Source organism: Thioclava arctica (assembly GCF_040892615.1).
Lineage (GTDB): Bacteria > Pseudomonadota > Alphaproteobacteria > Rhodobacterales > Rhodobacteraceae > Thioclava > Thioclava arctica.
Window position 1 is genome coordinate 405,701 of record NZ_JBFRYC010000003.1, and the last position, 13,165, is coordinate 418,865.

Consider the following 13,165-nt stretch of genomic DNA (forward strand, 5'->3'; position numbering starts at 1 on the left):
GCTTTCAGGCACTGCCGGATGCCATGCCCGAAAGCCTGGGCTATGTCCGCGTCTAAGTCGGACGCTGTGCGGGCGTAGATGATGACACTTTGGGGGGAAGCTGATTGTTGGGTTCCTTTGCGGGTGGTGATGTGGGGGCGGCCACGACGGCCTCTTGCGAAAGCCCCGATGGATTAGGCGACGCGCATTCACGAACGGCTGAGCAAAATGGTGGTGAAATGTCGCATAGGCGTGTTATTGCCGAGTTCGAAACAGGTGGCTTGCCACAATTTCTGTTTCGGCATATTGAGCGCCACCCCTCTAGGTTGAAATTCTAGCGCCGTGCTTTGAAATACAGGTCTCCTGGCATTTCGTTCTTGAAACAATTGCTGTTCAAACTGGCCCAGATTGGCCCGTGAAATTTCAGGACCAATTATAACTCCATGTTTTCATTGTCTATCCGCCAGAAGATTGCCCTCGTCATGACCCTCGTTGTGTCGATCGCCACCGCCGGCATGGCGTTCACGTTCATTTACCAGTCCAAAGAACTGTCGCTGGACGCGGCCAAGCGTGAGATTGGCGGGCAAACCCGTCTGATCGCTTCGCGGTTCAAGAATCGCTATACACAACTTAGCGGCGATCTTTTCGTGCTGGCCGCCTCGGCGTCGGTCAAGGCGGCCGAGCGGCAGATGGAAGCCGACCTTGCGACTGGGCAGGCCGGGTCGCTGTACCCCTCCACCGCCACCGGGCTGCAGGATTCGTTCCGGGCGATCATGTCGGTTCAGCCCGAATACACCCAGCTACGCCTTATCACCGTCGCGGATCAGGGGCGCGAGCTGCTTCGTATGAACCGCGTAAACGGCACATTGATGGTCGTGAAGCAGGGGGCGCTGCAGCAAAAGGGTGGCGAGGCCTATTTCAAGAAGGCGGTGGCGATGTATAGCCACCATGGCGCGGGCGCGGAACACAGCGAACACCATATCACGTTTTCCGACATCACGCTGAACCGCGAGAATGGCGTGGTGACCGAACCGAAAACCGCAATGTTGCGCGCGATCTGGCCACTCTATTCGACGCGGCACGCTCTGTTGGGCTTTCTGGTCGCCAATATCGACTATGAGAAGCTTCTGGTGGGGACGTTTCGTGAATCCACGCCGGGTCACGATGCCTATGTCATCAACCGGGCCGGGGACTATCTCGAATATTCCGGAGACGGCTCTCTGATTGGGCTGCAACTGAGTGGCGGCAATTCCGCCCCGGTGCCAAAGCTGGTGGCGGATGCCCTGTCCAACACCAGCTCGGAACTGGCGATTGATGACGGAAAGAGTATTTCCTATCTGGTCCGGGTCAATGTGAACGATCTTGACGCCGAGAACTTCATCACCATCGGGCTGAAAGCCTCGCGCAAGGTGGTGCTTGCGGGCGTGTCCAGTCTTGGCAAGTTCGGAATGATTCTTGGCGGCGTCTTCGTATTGCTGGCAATTCTGGCGGCGACGGGATTGGCGAATATCGTGACGAAGCCGCTGCGCGAACTGACCCAAAGCGTGAAGGATGCCCGCACTACCGAAACGCCGGTACAGTTGCCGTCCCACAGGAAGGACGAGATCGGCGTTCTGGCCAATGCGTTCCTCGATCTGTCGACGAAGCTCAGCGACAATGAAGAGATGATGCGCTCGACCATCGACAGCATTGGCGAAGGCATTATCGTGATCGATGCCCAGGGCACGATCGTCAGCGTGAACCCGGCCTGCAAAAAGATATTCGGCTATGGCCCCGGCCAACTTAGCGGCAGGAATGTCAGCGTCTTGATGCCAAAGAGCCATGGCGTCCAGCACACGGCCTATCTTGAGCGCTACACCACTGCCGGCACCAAGAAGATTGCCTGGGCAGGGCGGCAAGAGGTTGGCCTGCGCCGCGACGGCTCGACCTTTCCGCTGGAACTGACGGTGAATGAGCTGATCACCAAGGACCGGTTGCTGTTTGTCGGGATCATCCGGGACATCACCGCGCGCGAGGCTGCGGACAAGGCCAAGGCCGAATTCACCTCGACCGTCAGCCACGAATTGCGCACGCCGCTGACCTCCGTTCTGGGCGCGCTGGGGCTTGTCCTCAGCGGCAAGATCGAAAAGGTACCGCCAAAGACCCAGCGCATGCTGGAAATCGCGAATGAAAATGGCACCCGGCTGATCCGTCTGATCGAGGATTTGCTGGATATGGAGCGGATCGCCTCGGGAAAGCTTCGGATGGAGAAGCATGCGGTCGAGCTAAATGAACTGGCGAAATCGGCGATAGAGCAGAACGTGAATTACGGGGCGAAGAACAACATCGCCTTTGAATTTGTGGGGTCTGACGATCCGGTCCATCGTGGATGGTGATGACGAGCGGCTGATGCAGGTTGTCACCAACCTTTTGACCAATGCGTCCAAATTCTCGCCGCGGGGCGAAACCGTGCAGGTCGATGTGCGTGCCAACGCAGAAACCCGCACCGCGCGGCTGTCGGTCGAAGACCGCGGCCCCGGCATTGTCGATGACGTGCGCGATAAGGTTTTCAAAAAATTCACCCAGATCGATTCGTCGGACCAGCGGTCGCATGGCGGCGTCGGTCTCGGGCTGGCGATTTCCAAGGAGATCGTCGAGCTTCACGGCGGGACAATCAATTTCTCGTCGCAAGTTGGTCGCGGGACTACGTTCTATTTCGATTTGCCCCTCGTCGAATGATGTGAAGTAGCGCCGCTAATCTCTGTCGGTGAAAGATTCCTTGCCCTTTGGCGCTTCTTGTGTTGAGCGGCGGCACCTGCCCGCGTCCGCTCGCTGACGCTTCAAGCCTAACGACCTTGCCCCCGGTGCCACGCGATCTCGCGCGGCAGCTGCTGCATCATATCGAATGCATCCCGAGCGACGTCGAGACCATCGGCAACGATGGCCTTGATCTGGGTTGAGAAGAATGGCGGGGCCGTGCCCGGGCACTGCCAGGCTTATTCCGTTGGCGGGCCAAACGGCGCGCTGGCGGGTTTGCCGGGCCTCGTTCACGGCGGTTACGGCGCTTTTCGGCGTGATGTTTTGTCGCCATGTCGTGCGCGGCGAAGATCCGGGCCCGGACGGTGTTGCGCCGCTCTCGCTCGTCGCCACCAAGCGGGTCGGGGCGACGACCGTAACTCCAAGAATGGAGAAAATGTCGCCGATGAGCGATGATATCACCTTCGCCCCCTCAGAACTCAGCATCCTCAAGCATGCGCTCGACGTTGGCGGTAAACGCATGAAGAAGCGCGGCGGTGCGACAAGGCTCTGCGCGATACAATCGTGGCGACCATCGCCGCGCTCAATGGCGATCCGCTGCGTCTCGCCGTTGATAACGCCGCGATCGAGAAGCGGAAGCCGTATTCCCTAGCACAGCGCTGGAGGCCGTCGGGAGGGGCCAGCAGCAGAGCCAAGGGTCTAATCTGGCATCATGGGTAAGGTCGCGACGGGGGTATCGGACCCAATCTCGCCTTTTGCTTTGTCTCTAGTCATCATCTTGGAAACGAAACATTTTCTGCCGTGCGGTGTTTTTGGAACCTCTGGCGTGTCTCAAATCTGGCGCTGAATTTCAGCCCCGAAAGACTTCAAGGATTGACTCCCTAAGTGGCTCTCAATAAAGACGACTTAAATGCTCAGGAATTGAGTGGTTACGTTTTCTGATCGACAAAGAGGCCTTCGCAATGTCCCGCCTACTGAAGATGAAGATGCCAAAGAAAGCCTTTCTGTGCGTTGTCGTGACCTGTCTCGCACCACTCTGGCTAAGTGCGGCACACGCGCAAGAAACCGCGACAGAGGCTACGGGATTTAGCGAACCTGTAGATCCGGGCGCATCGGTGCCTACCTACAAAATTGAGTTGAAGGACGGCGCGTTGCTACCCGAGACGCTGGTGGTGCCCGCCAAGACCCGTTTCAAGCTGCATGTGACGAATATCGGCACAAAACCCAGCGAGTTCGAGAGCAACCAGATGCGCCTTGAAGAGGTGTTGTTCATGGGGATGGACGTGACGATGACCGTCACCCCGCTCGATTCCGGCGAATATGACTATTTCGATGAGTTTCAGCCCGGCGTGATGGGCAAGCTGATCGCAAAGGAGGTCACGCAATGATGGGTCAGGTGATCTTCATCGTGGCGCGCGAAAGCGTCGAGGCGCTGTTGGTGATCGGTATTCTCTGGGCATGGATGGCACATCGCGCCGATGCGCGCGCGGGTAAGACATGGCTTTTGGGCGGGATCGTCGCGGGTTTCGCGTTGGCGACGATGCTGGCACTGGCGCTGGTGGGGGTCACGACGTTCCTTGGCGCGGCGGCGCGTAGCTGGTTCGAAATTGGTATGCTCACCATGGCGGCGGTGCTGATTGTTCAGATGGTGCTCTGGATGCGCAAGCATGGTCGCACTCTTAAGCGTGAGATGGAGGGCGAATTAGATCGCCATGTCGCCACATCCAACTGGTGGGGCGTGTTCGCGTTGGCGATGATCGCAATCGGGCGCGAAGGTTCGGAAACAGTGGTCTTCCTTTATGGCTCTTTCCTGCAACTGCAAAGCTTGGCCAATTTCCTTAGTTTCTTCGGATCGGCTGCTGCTGGTCTGGGGATTGCGCTGGGGCTGTTCTGGGCCTTGCAGGTTGGTGCGCGCTTCGTTTCTTGGAAATGGTTCTTCCGCGTGACCGAGTGGATGCTGCTGTTTCTGGGCTCGGCGCTGTTCCTGAGCGCGATGGGTAAGCTGCTCTCCAAGCACCTTTCCGCCTTTGATCTTCCTGGCTGGGTCTATGCCACCGTCTGGGACACGTCAGGTGTTCTCTCGGACAGCTCGATGTTTGGAAGTCTTCTGGCGACGCTCGCGGCCTATCGCTCGCAACCCATCGTCTGGGACATCCTTATGCTTGCGCTCTACTGGGGCACGTTGGCGGTGCTGTTTGGCTGGCAAAAGCGCCGCTTTGCCGCCACGCGGATCGCACCCGCCTGATTTTTCACCACGATGCGGCAAGCCCTCGCCAGCCGCGACCAAAGCAAACCGAAAACAAGGGACTAGTGACCATGAAAACCAATCGGATCGCCTTGATCGCAACCTGCTTTGCCCTCGGGATGCCTGCTTTCGCGCCGACGCGTGTGCTGGCCGAAGTAAGCAAAAAGCAAGAAATGGACGCGCTCGCGACTTATGCCACCATCGCCCATGACAGCTATTCGGACGCGCTGGCGGATGCCATGGCGTTGAAGGCAGCGATTGACGCCTTCGCCGCGACCCCAACCGAGGAGACGTTTGAGGCCGCCAAGCAGGCTTGGCTGCAATCGCGCGAGAGCTATGGCCCGACCGAGGTGTTTCGCCTCTCCAACGGGCCAATCGACGCCGAGACCGGCTGGGTTGCCGAGAAATACGGCGCGCTTGAAGGTCAAATCAACGCCTGGCCGCTTGATGAGAACATGATCGACTACACGACCGATGCCGATGGCCACAAAACCTCGGGCAATATCATCGACACGGCAGGTGCCTTCACCCCGGGCGGCGAAGCGCCCGAGGAAGTCGATGTGACCACGATCACCCCCGACGCGCTGACCGCGCTCAATGAAAATGGCGGCGATGCCAATGTCGCGACCGGCTATCACGCGATTGAATTTCTGCTTTGGGGGCAGGATCAGGATTACGCCAACATGATCGAGGATAAAGTCACCCATGGCGCGATGGTCGCAGGGCAGCGTCCGCTGAGCGATTTCACCACCGATGCACATGCCGCACGCCGCTTGGCCTATCTGCAATCGGCCGCAGACAAGCTGGTCTTTGATCTGACCACCGTTGCGGGGGCTTGGGACGACACGGTGGATGGCGACAAGGGCCTTTATCGCGCGGCGCTGCTGGGCAAGCTGGCCGGCGATCAGGCGGCGATGAATATCCCGACGCAGGACGCGCTCAAGCAGATCCTGACCGCTATTGGCGTGTTCTCGAAATCGGAACTGGCCAATGAACGGATCGCGGTGGCGGTGCTCACGCCCTCGGAGGAAGACGAGCAATCATGCTTTTCCGACAATACCCATCGCGATATCGCGCTGAATTATGAGGGCATTCACAATGTTCTGCTGGGCACGTATCGGGGTAAAGATGTCGGCATGGGCTTTGCCGATGCGCTGCCCAAGAAGGAGCGCGCCACGCTCGACAGCCTGATGGCTGATATCTCTCAGCGGATCGGCACGGTGAATGAGACCGCCAAGACCTCAATGCATTTCGATTATCAGATCCACCCCGAGAACAAAGACAGCGTGCAAAATATCGTCACGTTGAAGAACAAGCTGCGCAAGCTTGGGGATGAGATGGTGCAGATCGCGCCGCAATACGGCCTGTCGCTGACCACCGACAACGTGACCGACCCGGAAGAGACGCAAGTCAACTGATCGGGCCGGGACTGATGAATGAAGGGGCACGGCCGGCTTGGTCCGGGCGTGCCTGCACCGATTGAGAATTGCGGGACACAATGATGCGCAAGGAGATCATCGCGGGAACGCTTGCGCTGTCGCTGATGGCGGCAACGGGCATCGCTGCGACCGCTTTGCCCGATTGGACCGCCGATGCGGCGGGTCCCTCCCCCTTTGCCCAAGCCATGCGCGCGCGCGACGACGCTATGCTCGACCAGCGGATGCTTGGGCGGTCGTTCTTTTCCATTCCTTGGGTCGCAGCACCCGCGGCCACCACCGCACGCGACGGGCTGGGACCGTTCTTCAATGCCAATACCTGTGCGAGTTGCCACGAAGACAATGGCTCCGCGCCGACGATCGACGCCGATGGCAAGCCGCTGCGTGCGCTGCTATTCAAGCTCGCCCGTCCGGGCGCGCATAACGCGCGGATGGCGACGGATACTCCCGAAAGCCCCGATCATGCCCGCATGCTCGACCCGCATTACGGCGGCCAAATCGCGATCAACGCGACCGGCCATGCAACCCCCGAAGCGCGCCCGCGGCTGGAAACGCACAAGATCGCGTATCGCTATCGCGATGGCGCCGAAGTCACCCTCGAACGCTTCACACCGAAGCTCGACAATCTGGCCTATGGGCCGCTGGCCGAGGACACGGTGATTTTTACCCGCCAGCCGCCCGCGCTGGCCGGGCTGGGGCTGATCGCGGCGGTGCCCGACGCGGAAATTCTGGCGTGGGAAGACCCCGAGGATCGCGACGGCAACGGGATCAGCGGACGCGCCAACCGGATGGCGGATGGCGCAATCGGGCGCTATGGCTGGAAGGCCGCCGAGCCCACGCTTATCGCGCAGATTGCCAATGCCGCCGCCGTCGATATGGGGCTGACCAATTCGCGCTACCCGGTGGAGCTGTGCCAGCCCGGTCAGACCGCCTGCCGCGAGGCCCCGCGCGGACGCCCCTCGCCGCAAGGGCTGCTTGATCTGCCCGATACGCGGCTTGCGGCGATCGAAACCTATCTCGAGGGGTTCAAGGCGCCGCAACCCGTCATGCTCAATGCTCAGGCCGCGCGTGGGGCGGATCTCTTCGCCGCCATCGGCTGTGCCGCCTGTCACCGGCCTGCGCTGAGCACCGCCGATGGCCGCGAGATCCGCCCGATGAGCGACTATCTTTTGCATGACATGGGGGCGGATTTGGCCGATGGCGTGCGCGAACACGAGGCAGGTCCGTCGGAGTTTCGCACCGCACCGCTTTGGGGCCTTGGCGCACGCCTGCGCGCAGGTCATCGTTTCCTGCATGATGCGCGCGCCCGCACGCCGGAAGAGGCGATCTTGTGGCATGGCGGTGAGGCCGCAAAGGCCCGAAAGACATTTATTTCCCTCGATCCGGCCGCGCGGGCCGCGATCCTCAGCTATCTGGAGACACTATGACCCGGCTTGCAGTCCTATCCGTCCTGTTTGCGGCCCTCGTGCCGCTGGCTGGTGCCGCCCAAGATACGCAGGCCGCCTATGAGGCGATCTATGACGACATTCTTTTGGCCGATTCCGAGGCCACGGTGCAAAGCTGCCACGCGATGGTGGGGACGCTTGCAACCGACAGCACCCAGCAGGCGCGCGAAGACGCGTTCACCGCGCTTGCGATTGGCTGGGGGCGGGTCCAGGCGACCTATATCCTCGGCGGCTACGACATGGACGCAATGGATTACCCGCTGCTGATCGACATGTTTCATAACGGCAAGGAGGATCTCCACGCGAGCCTCGAACGTGCGATCAAAAGCGATTCCAGCCCGCAAAAGGCGCTTTACAAGAACGCCTATCGCTCGATTACCGCGCTTGACGACATCCTGTTTTCGGGTCCTTGGTCGCAGCGCCGTCAGGCCCTCGCGCAGGAGATTTCCGGATCGCTCTGCAAGCGGTTCGAGACGGTGCATCAGGGATATCTCGATCACCGCGACGATTTTCTGGCCAATCCCAATGAGGCGCTTGGCCTGCTGATGAATGCCCAGATTCAAAGTCTCTACAAGACCCGCGACTGGCGCATTTCCGAAGTGGCGGGGCTGACCAAAAAGACGCTTGGCCAGATGCATCCCGAAAGCCGCCAATACCGCTGGGGCAAGGCGTCTTGGCCCGCAATCGGCACGATTCTTGACACGCATTGGCGGCTTCTGGCGACCGAAACCGCGCCCAACCTCTCGAGCATCGCCGAGGCACGCGACGCAGGGGCCGGTCTCGCCTCGGTTCAGGACATGCTTGGCGAGGCGATCGAAGCCTACAAGGCCGTGCCCGAGGATAAGGCATTCGCACCGCGCGAGGCCGTGCCGATCATCAACGCGCTGCAACGCGCGCAGAACGCCTATTACAACTCGCTGGCGCTTCTGGTCGGCGTGACGCTTGGGCTCGTGGATGCTGACGGGGATTGAGCGCGATGACCACGGCTTTCACAACCCTGCACAGCCTGCCAAAGCCTTTTGACGGGCTTTTTGACGGGGCCGAGCGGATCTTCTGGCTCTATCTTCTCGCCAGCGCGGCGATTGCGCTGGTGCTGATGCTGGGGGCAGGAAGCTGGCCGACGCGCGCGCGGCTGCGGGCCTATTGGCTCAGCTCGGATTCGCGCCTTGATGCGCTCTATTTCATCGTGGCGTGGGGATTGCGCACGGCGCTGATCGTGCCGCTGGTGCTTTCGGTGCAGACAGTGGCGGTCTGGGTGCTGCACGGGTTGAACGCGTTTTACGACCCGCCCTTTCTTGCGTGGCGCTACCGATCCATCGTGCTGGCCTACACGCTCGCGCTGTTCTTGCTGTCTGATCTGTCGCGCTACTGGCTGCACCGGCTGATGCATCGTTCGCGCTGGCTTTGGCCGTTTCACCGGGTCCATCACGCGGCGGAGGTGCTGACACCGCTGCTGGTCTATCGCATCCACCCGCTGGAAAGCCTGCTCTTTGCGCTGCGTCATGCGGTGGTGGCGGGGGGCGTTACGGGGGTGTTCATCTTTCTCTTTGGCGCGCGGCTCGACCTTTATACGATCTTCGGCGAAAACCTGTTTATCGTGGCGCTGTTTGCCTTCACCGCGAACCTGCGCCACAGCCATGTGCGACTAAGCTACGGGCGCTGGCTGGACCATATTCTCGTGTCGCCCGCGCAGCACCAGATCCACCATGACCGCCGCCACCTGAACAGCAATTTCGGCTCCTGCCTCGCGCTTTGGGACTGGGTCTTCGGCACGCTCAAACTGCCCGCGCAAATTCAGGGCGCTCCCGATTTCGGGATCGGCCCGCGCGGGGCGCGCTACTCCAGCGTGGCGGCGCTGCTGATGGAACCGTTTCGCGATCTCGGCCAAATGATGCGGAGGCGCTGAGCCATGACGACCCGCCTTTCACTGATGATCGTGGCGACCCTCGCCGGACTGGTTGTGCTGGCCGCGCCGCCGCCCGCCCTGACCGAAGGCGCGCCTTTGACCGAGGCAGACCTGGGCGAGCAACTGTTCTTCGATCCCAATTTCTCGATCAATCGCACCATGGCCTGCGCCACCTGCCACGATCCCGACCGCGCCTTCACCGACGGGCGCGAGACCCCTGCGACGGGCATGGTCTCGCTGGGCGATGACGGCCACGCCTTGGGCGTGCGCAACGCGCCGATGGTGACCTATGCGCTGACCGCGCCGCCGTTTCATTTTGACGAGACGTTAAAGGAATATGTGGGCGGGCAGTTCCTTGACGGACGCGCCACGACGCTAGCCAATCAGGCCGTCGCCCCGACGTTGAACCCGGTCGAGATGATGATGCCCGAGGCGGCATCTGTTGAGGCGCGGATCAAGGAAAACCCCGATTACGTCGCCGATTTCAAGCGGCTCTTCGGCGCGGATATCTTTGAGCGCCCCAGCGATGCCGCCCCCGACACGCCAGCCGCCTTCACCGCGTTTGGCCGCGCCATCGAGGCATACGAACGCACCGCGCAATTCGCGCCCTTTGACAGCAAATACGACCGCTTCCTGCGCGGCGACTACGATCTGACCGTGCTGGAAGACCTCGGGCGCACGCTGTTCTTTTCGAACAATAACGTGAATTGCGCGAACTGCCACAGGCTCAAGCGCGAGGATGCGCCGTTTGAGCCTTTCACCAATCACCAGTATCGCAATATCGGCGTACCGCGGAACCCCGCCCTGCTGGCGCTTGGCCAAGTCTCGCCCGATTACATCGATCACGGGCTGCTGGAAAATCCGCAGGTGAGCGATCCGGCAATGGATGGCAAGTTTCGAACGCCAAGCCTGCGCAATGTCGCGGTGACCGGGCCCTACATGCATAACGGCGTGTTTTCCGACCTGCGGACGGTGATCGAATTCTACGACAAATTCAACAACCCCGATCGCAAGCTGAACCCTGAGACGGGCAAGCCTTGGGCCGATCCCGAAGTGCCCGGCACGGTGGACCTCGAAGAGCTGCGCGCCAAAGCCTTGAGCGACCGCAAGATCGATGCGCTGGTGGCCTTCCTCGAAACCCTGACCGACAAACGCTATGAGCCCCTGCTAAACAACCAGAACTAGGGGCTGCTGACGGATATCGGTGGCGACAAAGAAACAGACGATTTCGGCGACCTTCGTCAAGCCATCAGCCAATATGAATCGCGTGATCGCACCCGAACGGAAATCTGGTCGCACCACTTTCGTCGGTCGGCAGTTGCATGGAATTGGACGCTGCACTTCGGTGCGCTCTGATCCGGTGAACGGCGGCAATGGGGCGGTCGCGTTGATTACGACCGAGAGTGCCAGCAAGGCTACGCCGCGCCGCCGCATGTCGGCTTGGAGTCCTTAGCGCTCAAATCAGATCATGAGGTCAGCAACCGGGCGCCTTAGCGACATGGGTAAAGCAGGCGCGCGTCCGAAACGCACCACCAGGTCCGGACGCGCATCTGTCATTCCCAACCAACGCGAGAATTCTGAACGGACACCTGCCACTTCGATGGGTTGATTAATATGCGCGTTGCGAATGCCAAGCGCCGTAGATTGGAGCGCAAATCTCTGAAAGCTGCGTCCGACCTTGACCCAATGCTCAGGATCCTCGGCGTCCCCAACGAAAACCGCAACGCCGGCGGAAGAGCGGATCTGGGTCCGATACTTGTCATTCTCGCTGTCCTTTTGAAAGAACATGCCAAACATCGGGTTCGCGATCCACGCTGGCACGACCGGATTACCGGTGCACGCGGCAAACAGGCCATCCTGCGTCTCAAGCGCCTGTTTCGGTGTCATCCTGATCCAATTGCGCAACTCGGCCACAAAGGCAGGATCGTCCATCTGTGCGCTGTTGGCTTCGACAACGAGGTCAAGAATTGCGTCGCGATCAGAGGCTTCGGTGAAGATTAGAACCGATACACCCTCTTGTTGGGCCGCAGCTTTCAATAGCTTGATCTCAGACGCGGAAATCGGTTGTCCATCATATTCGGACCGCGTCGATTGGCGCAATGGGATGGCCTGCTGAAGCGCCAGATCGCGCACGGGACCATTGCCAAGTGAAATGTCGATTCTCGTCTGTGGACCGTCTTCGAACGAAAGCTCAGTGGATCTGCCTGTTGAGTTTGCCGCGATCAATAGATTTTCCGCAGCGCATCCTAAGCTAACGTAGAGATGGTGGTCATCGGGATCAACGACCTGCGTCCGCCGCGAAAGATCGGGCAAGATCGACACCGTCGCCCCGTCGAGACGGAATTTCCATGGCTGGGTGTTGTGTCCGTTGGCTGCAAGCGTTGCGAAACGCGCCAGTTCAACCAAATCCGGGTCCGCTGATAAGGGGCGACGTTGACGGTCAACCTCTTCGTTGTAACCGCCGAGACGAGGCCAGAGACCATATCCACATGCTCCGATAGCAGCGACCGACAACCCGGAGACAACCAAAGCTCGACGTGAGATCATATCGAATGCCCAATTGTTTGACGCATGCTTTCAATAATTTAACGTTTTGTGGCGACCATTCCTTGATTTGCGTCAATAGCCCCACGGTAAACATGAAAGAAGGCAAGTAGAGTGTCCGCTTTGTCTGCAGCAGTCATCGCTGCATCGCGTAGCTAAGGACCGCCATTGAGCCCACGAGCTGATCAAAGCCGCCTTGATCGTCGGCTTGCTGCGAAAGAAACTATTGGTCGATCAAGGGACCGAAGCCTTTCCCGTCCCACCAGCGGATTTTTGGGAGGCCCCGCACAGCAAAGCCAATCGCAGCGCCACCGAGATAGCGCACGGTGTACCTTGCATGAGAATGGGCGGGGCTCCCCCCGCCCATATCCGAGAGTGGAATAGTTCTCACATGCGGAACCGGTCGTTCCCGTCCAAAGATTGGCAAGCCAAGGCGCAACCAATCTTGCGGTTTTGACAGTATGACTTCCCCATTTAATTCCCGTCGCGGGCGGCCTGCGCCGCTTGCATTCGGTCTGGCCAAGTTGAGCGGATGAAGCCGAGAATGTCGAGGATCTCGCCATCATTGAGGGTTCCGGCGAAACCGGGCATGCCGCTGGCGAAATCCGCGACCCCACGATCAGCAAGCGCCGCCGCGCCGCCGCGTTTGACGTAGTCGAAAAGTAGCCCGGTATCGTGGTGCCAAGTATGGCCGCTTTCGTCATGTGGCGGTGCGGGCAGGATGCCGTCAGCTCCCGGCTCGCGCCAATTCGGCTGGCCCTCAAGTTGCGCGCCGTGGCAGCTTGCGCAGGTCTCGCCATAGAGCCGCTTACCCGTCGCGATATCGCGCCCATCAAGCGGGCCAGCACTTGCTGGCATCGCCAGCCCAGACAGC

General features: G+C 60.2%; 13 protein-coding genes. 11 read left to right on the plus strand and 2 right to left on the minus strand.

The features are described 5' to 3' along the window. Positions 1-461: 461 nt before the first annotated feature. The 11 genes from AB4874_RS07580 to AB4874_RS07630 all read left to right on the plus strand — a co-directional run bounded on the left by AB4874_RS07580 (position 462) and on the right by AB4874_RS07630 (position 11,200). Positions 462-2,354: a PAS domain S-box protein gene (locus tag AB4874_RS07580; RefSeq protein WP_368391523.1), complete on the plus strand. Its 1,893-nt coding sequence runs from the start codon at positions 462-464 to the stop codon at positions 2,352-2,354. A gap of 13 nt (positions 2,355-2,367) precedes the next feature. Next, positions 2,368-2,697 (plus strand): ATP-binding protein, encoded by a 330-nt coding sequence (locus AB4874_RS07585; protein WP_368391524.1) that lies wholly within the window; start codon positions 2,368-2,370, stop codon positions 2,695-2,697. Between the two features lie 265 nt (positions 2,698-2,962). Further along, complete coding sequence (locus tag AB4874_RS07590) at positions 2,963-3,367, plus strand: hypothetical protein (protein ID WP_368391525.1); 405 nt, start codon at positions 2,963-2,965, stop codon at positions 3,365-3,367. A gap of 310 nt (positions 3,368-3,677) precedes the next feature. Then, complete coding sequence (locus AB4874_RS07595; RefSeq protein WP_368391526.1) at positions 3,678-4,103, plus strand: cupredoxin domain-containing protein; 426 nt, start codon at positions 3,678-3,680, stop codon at positions 4,101-4,103. Further along, on the plus strand, positions 4,100-4,960 hold the full coding sequence (locus AB4874_RS07600) for an FTR1 family iron permease (protein WP_368391527.1): 861 nt from the start codon (positions 4,100-4,102) through the stop codon (positions 4,958-4,960). The genes AB4874_RS07595 and AB4874_RS07600 overlap by 4 nt, the downstream gene beginning before the upstream one ends. Before the next feature lie 71 nt (positions 4,961-5,031). Further along, positions 5,032-6,378, plus strand: a complete 1,347-nt coding sequence (locus tag AB4874_RS07605) for an imelysin family protein (protein WP_368391528.1) — start codon at positions 5,032-5,034, stop codon at positions 6,376-6,378. 83 nt (positions 6,379-6,461) lie between these two features. Beyond that, entirely contained in the window at positions 6,462-7,823 is a 1,362-nt protein-coding gene (locus tag AB4874_RS07610) for a di-heme oxidoredictase family protein (RefSeq protein ID WP_368391529.1), read from the plus strand. Beyond that, positions 7,820-8,812, plus strand: coding sequence for an imelysin family protein (locus AB4874_RS07615; RefSeq protein ID WP_368391530.1), 993 nt, complete (start codon positions 7,820-7,822; stop codon positions 8,810-8,812). Before AB4874_RS07610 ends, AB4874_RS07615 begins: the two co-directional genes overlap by 4 nt. A gap of 5 nt (positions 8,813-8,817) precedes the next feature. Then, positions 8,818-9,747, plus strand: a complete 930-nt coding sequence (locus tag AB4874_RS07620) for a sterol desaturase family protein (protein WP_368391531.1) — start codon at positions 8,818-8,820, stop codon at positions 9,745-9,747. Positions 9,748-9,750: 3 nt separating this feature from the next. Continuing rightward, a complete protein-coding gene (locus tag AB4874_RS07625; protein WP_368391532.1) occupies positions 9,751-10,932 on the plus strand; it encodes a cytochrome-c peroxidase in 1,182 nt (393 codons plus the stop codon). 19 nt (positions 10,933-10,951) lie between these two features. Then, complete coding sequence (locus tag AB4874_RS07630; protein WP_295535732.1) at positions 10,952-11,200, plus strand: hypothetical protein; 249 nt, start codon at positions 10,952-10,954, stop codon at positions 11,198-11,200. Between the two features lie 8 nt (positions 11,201-11,208). Here the strand turns inward: AB4874_RS07630 and AB4874_RS07635 are convergent, their stop codons facing one another. Both AB4874_RS07635 and AB4874_RS07640 read right to left on the minus strand, forming a co-directional pair. Beyond that, a complete protein-coding gene (locus AB4874_RS07635; RefSeq protein WP_368391533.1) occupies positions 11,209-12,153 on the minus strand; it encodes an Acg family FMN-binding oxidoreductase in 945 nt (314 codons plus the stop codon). Between the two features lie 612 nt (positions 12,154-12,765). Continuing rightward, positions 12,766-13,149 carry a c-type cytochrome gene (locus tag AB4874_RS07640; protein WP_368391642.1) on the minus strand — a complete coding sequence of 128 codons (384 nt, stop codon included), beginning with the start codon at positions 13,147-13,149 and terminating at the stop codon, positions 12,766-12,768. Positions 13,150-13,165: the final 16 nt, after the last annotated feature.

Excerpts from the sequence above, each read along its gene's own strand:
- AB4874_RS07580 (WP_368391523.1), top strand. The coding sequence starts at position 462 with ATGACCCTCGTTGTGTCGATCGCCACCGCCGGCATGGCGTTCACGTTC.
- AB4874_RS07585 (WP_368391524.1), top strand. The coding sequence starts at position 2,368 with ATGCAGGTTGTCACCAACCTTTTGACCAATGCGTCCAAATTCTCGCCG.
- AB4874_RS07595 (WP_368391526.1), top strand. The coding sequence starts at position 3,678 with ATGTCCCGCCTACTGAAGATGAAGATGCCAAAGAAAGCCTTTCTGTGC.
- AB4874_RS07600 (WP_368391527.1), top strand. The coding sequence starts at position 4,100 with ATGATGGGTCAGGTGATCTTCATCGTGGCGCGCGAAAGCGTCGAGGCG.
- AB4874_RS07605 (WP_368391528.1), top strand. The coding sequence starts at position 5,032 with ATGAAAACCAATCGGATCGCCTTGATCGCAACCTGCTTTGCCCTCGGG.
- AB4874_RS07610 (WP_368391529.1), top strand. The coding sequence starts at position 6,462 with ATGCGCAAGGAGATCATCGCGGGAACGCTTGCGCTGTCGCTGATGGCG.
- AB4874_RS07615 (WP_368391530.1), top strand. The coding sequence starts at position 7,820 with ATGACCCGGCTTGCAGTCCTATCCGTCCTGTTTGCGGCCCTCGTGCCG.
- AB4874_RS07620 (WP_368391531.1), top strand. The coding sequence starts at position 8,818 with ATGACCACGGCTTTCACAACCCTGCACAGCCTGCCAAAGCCTTTTGAC.
- AB4874_RS07625 (WP_368391532.1), top strand. The coding sequence starts at position 9,751 with ATGACGACCCGCCTTTCACTGATGATCGTGGCGACCCTCGCCGGACTG.
- AB4874_RS07640 (WP_368391642.1), bottom strand. The coding sequence starts at position 13,149 with ATGCCAGCAAGTGCTGGCCCGCTTGATGGGCGCGATATCGCGACGGGT.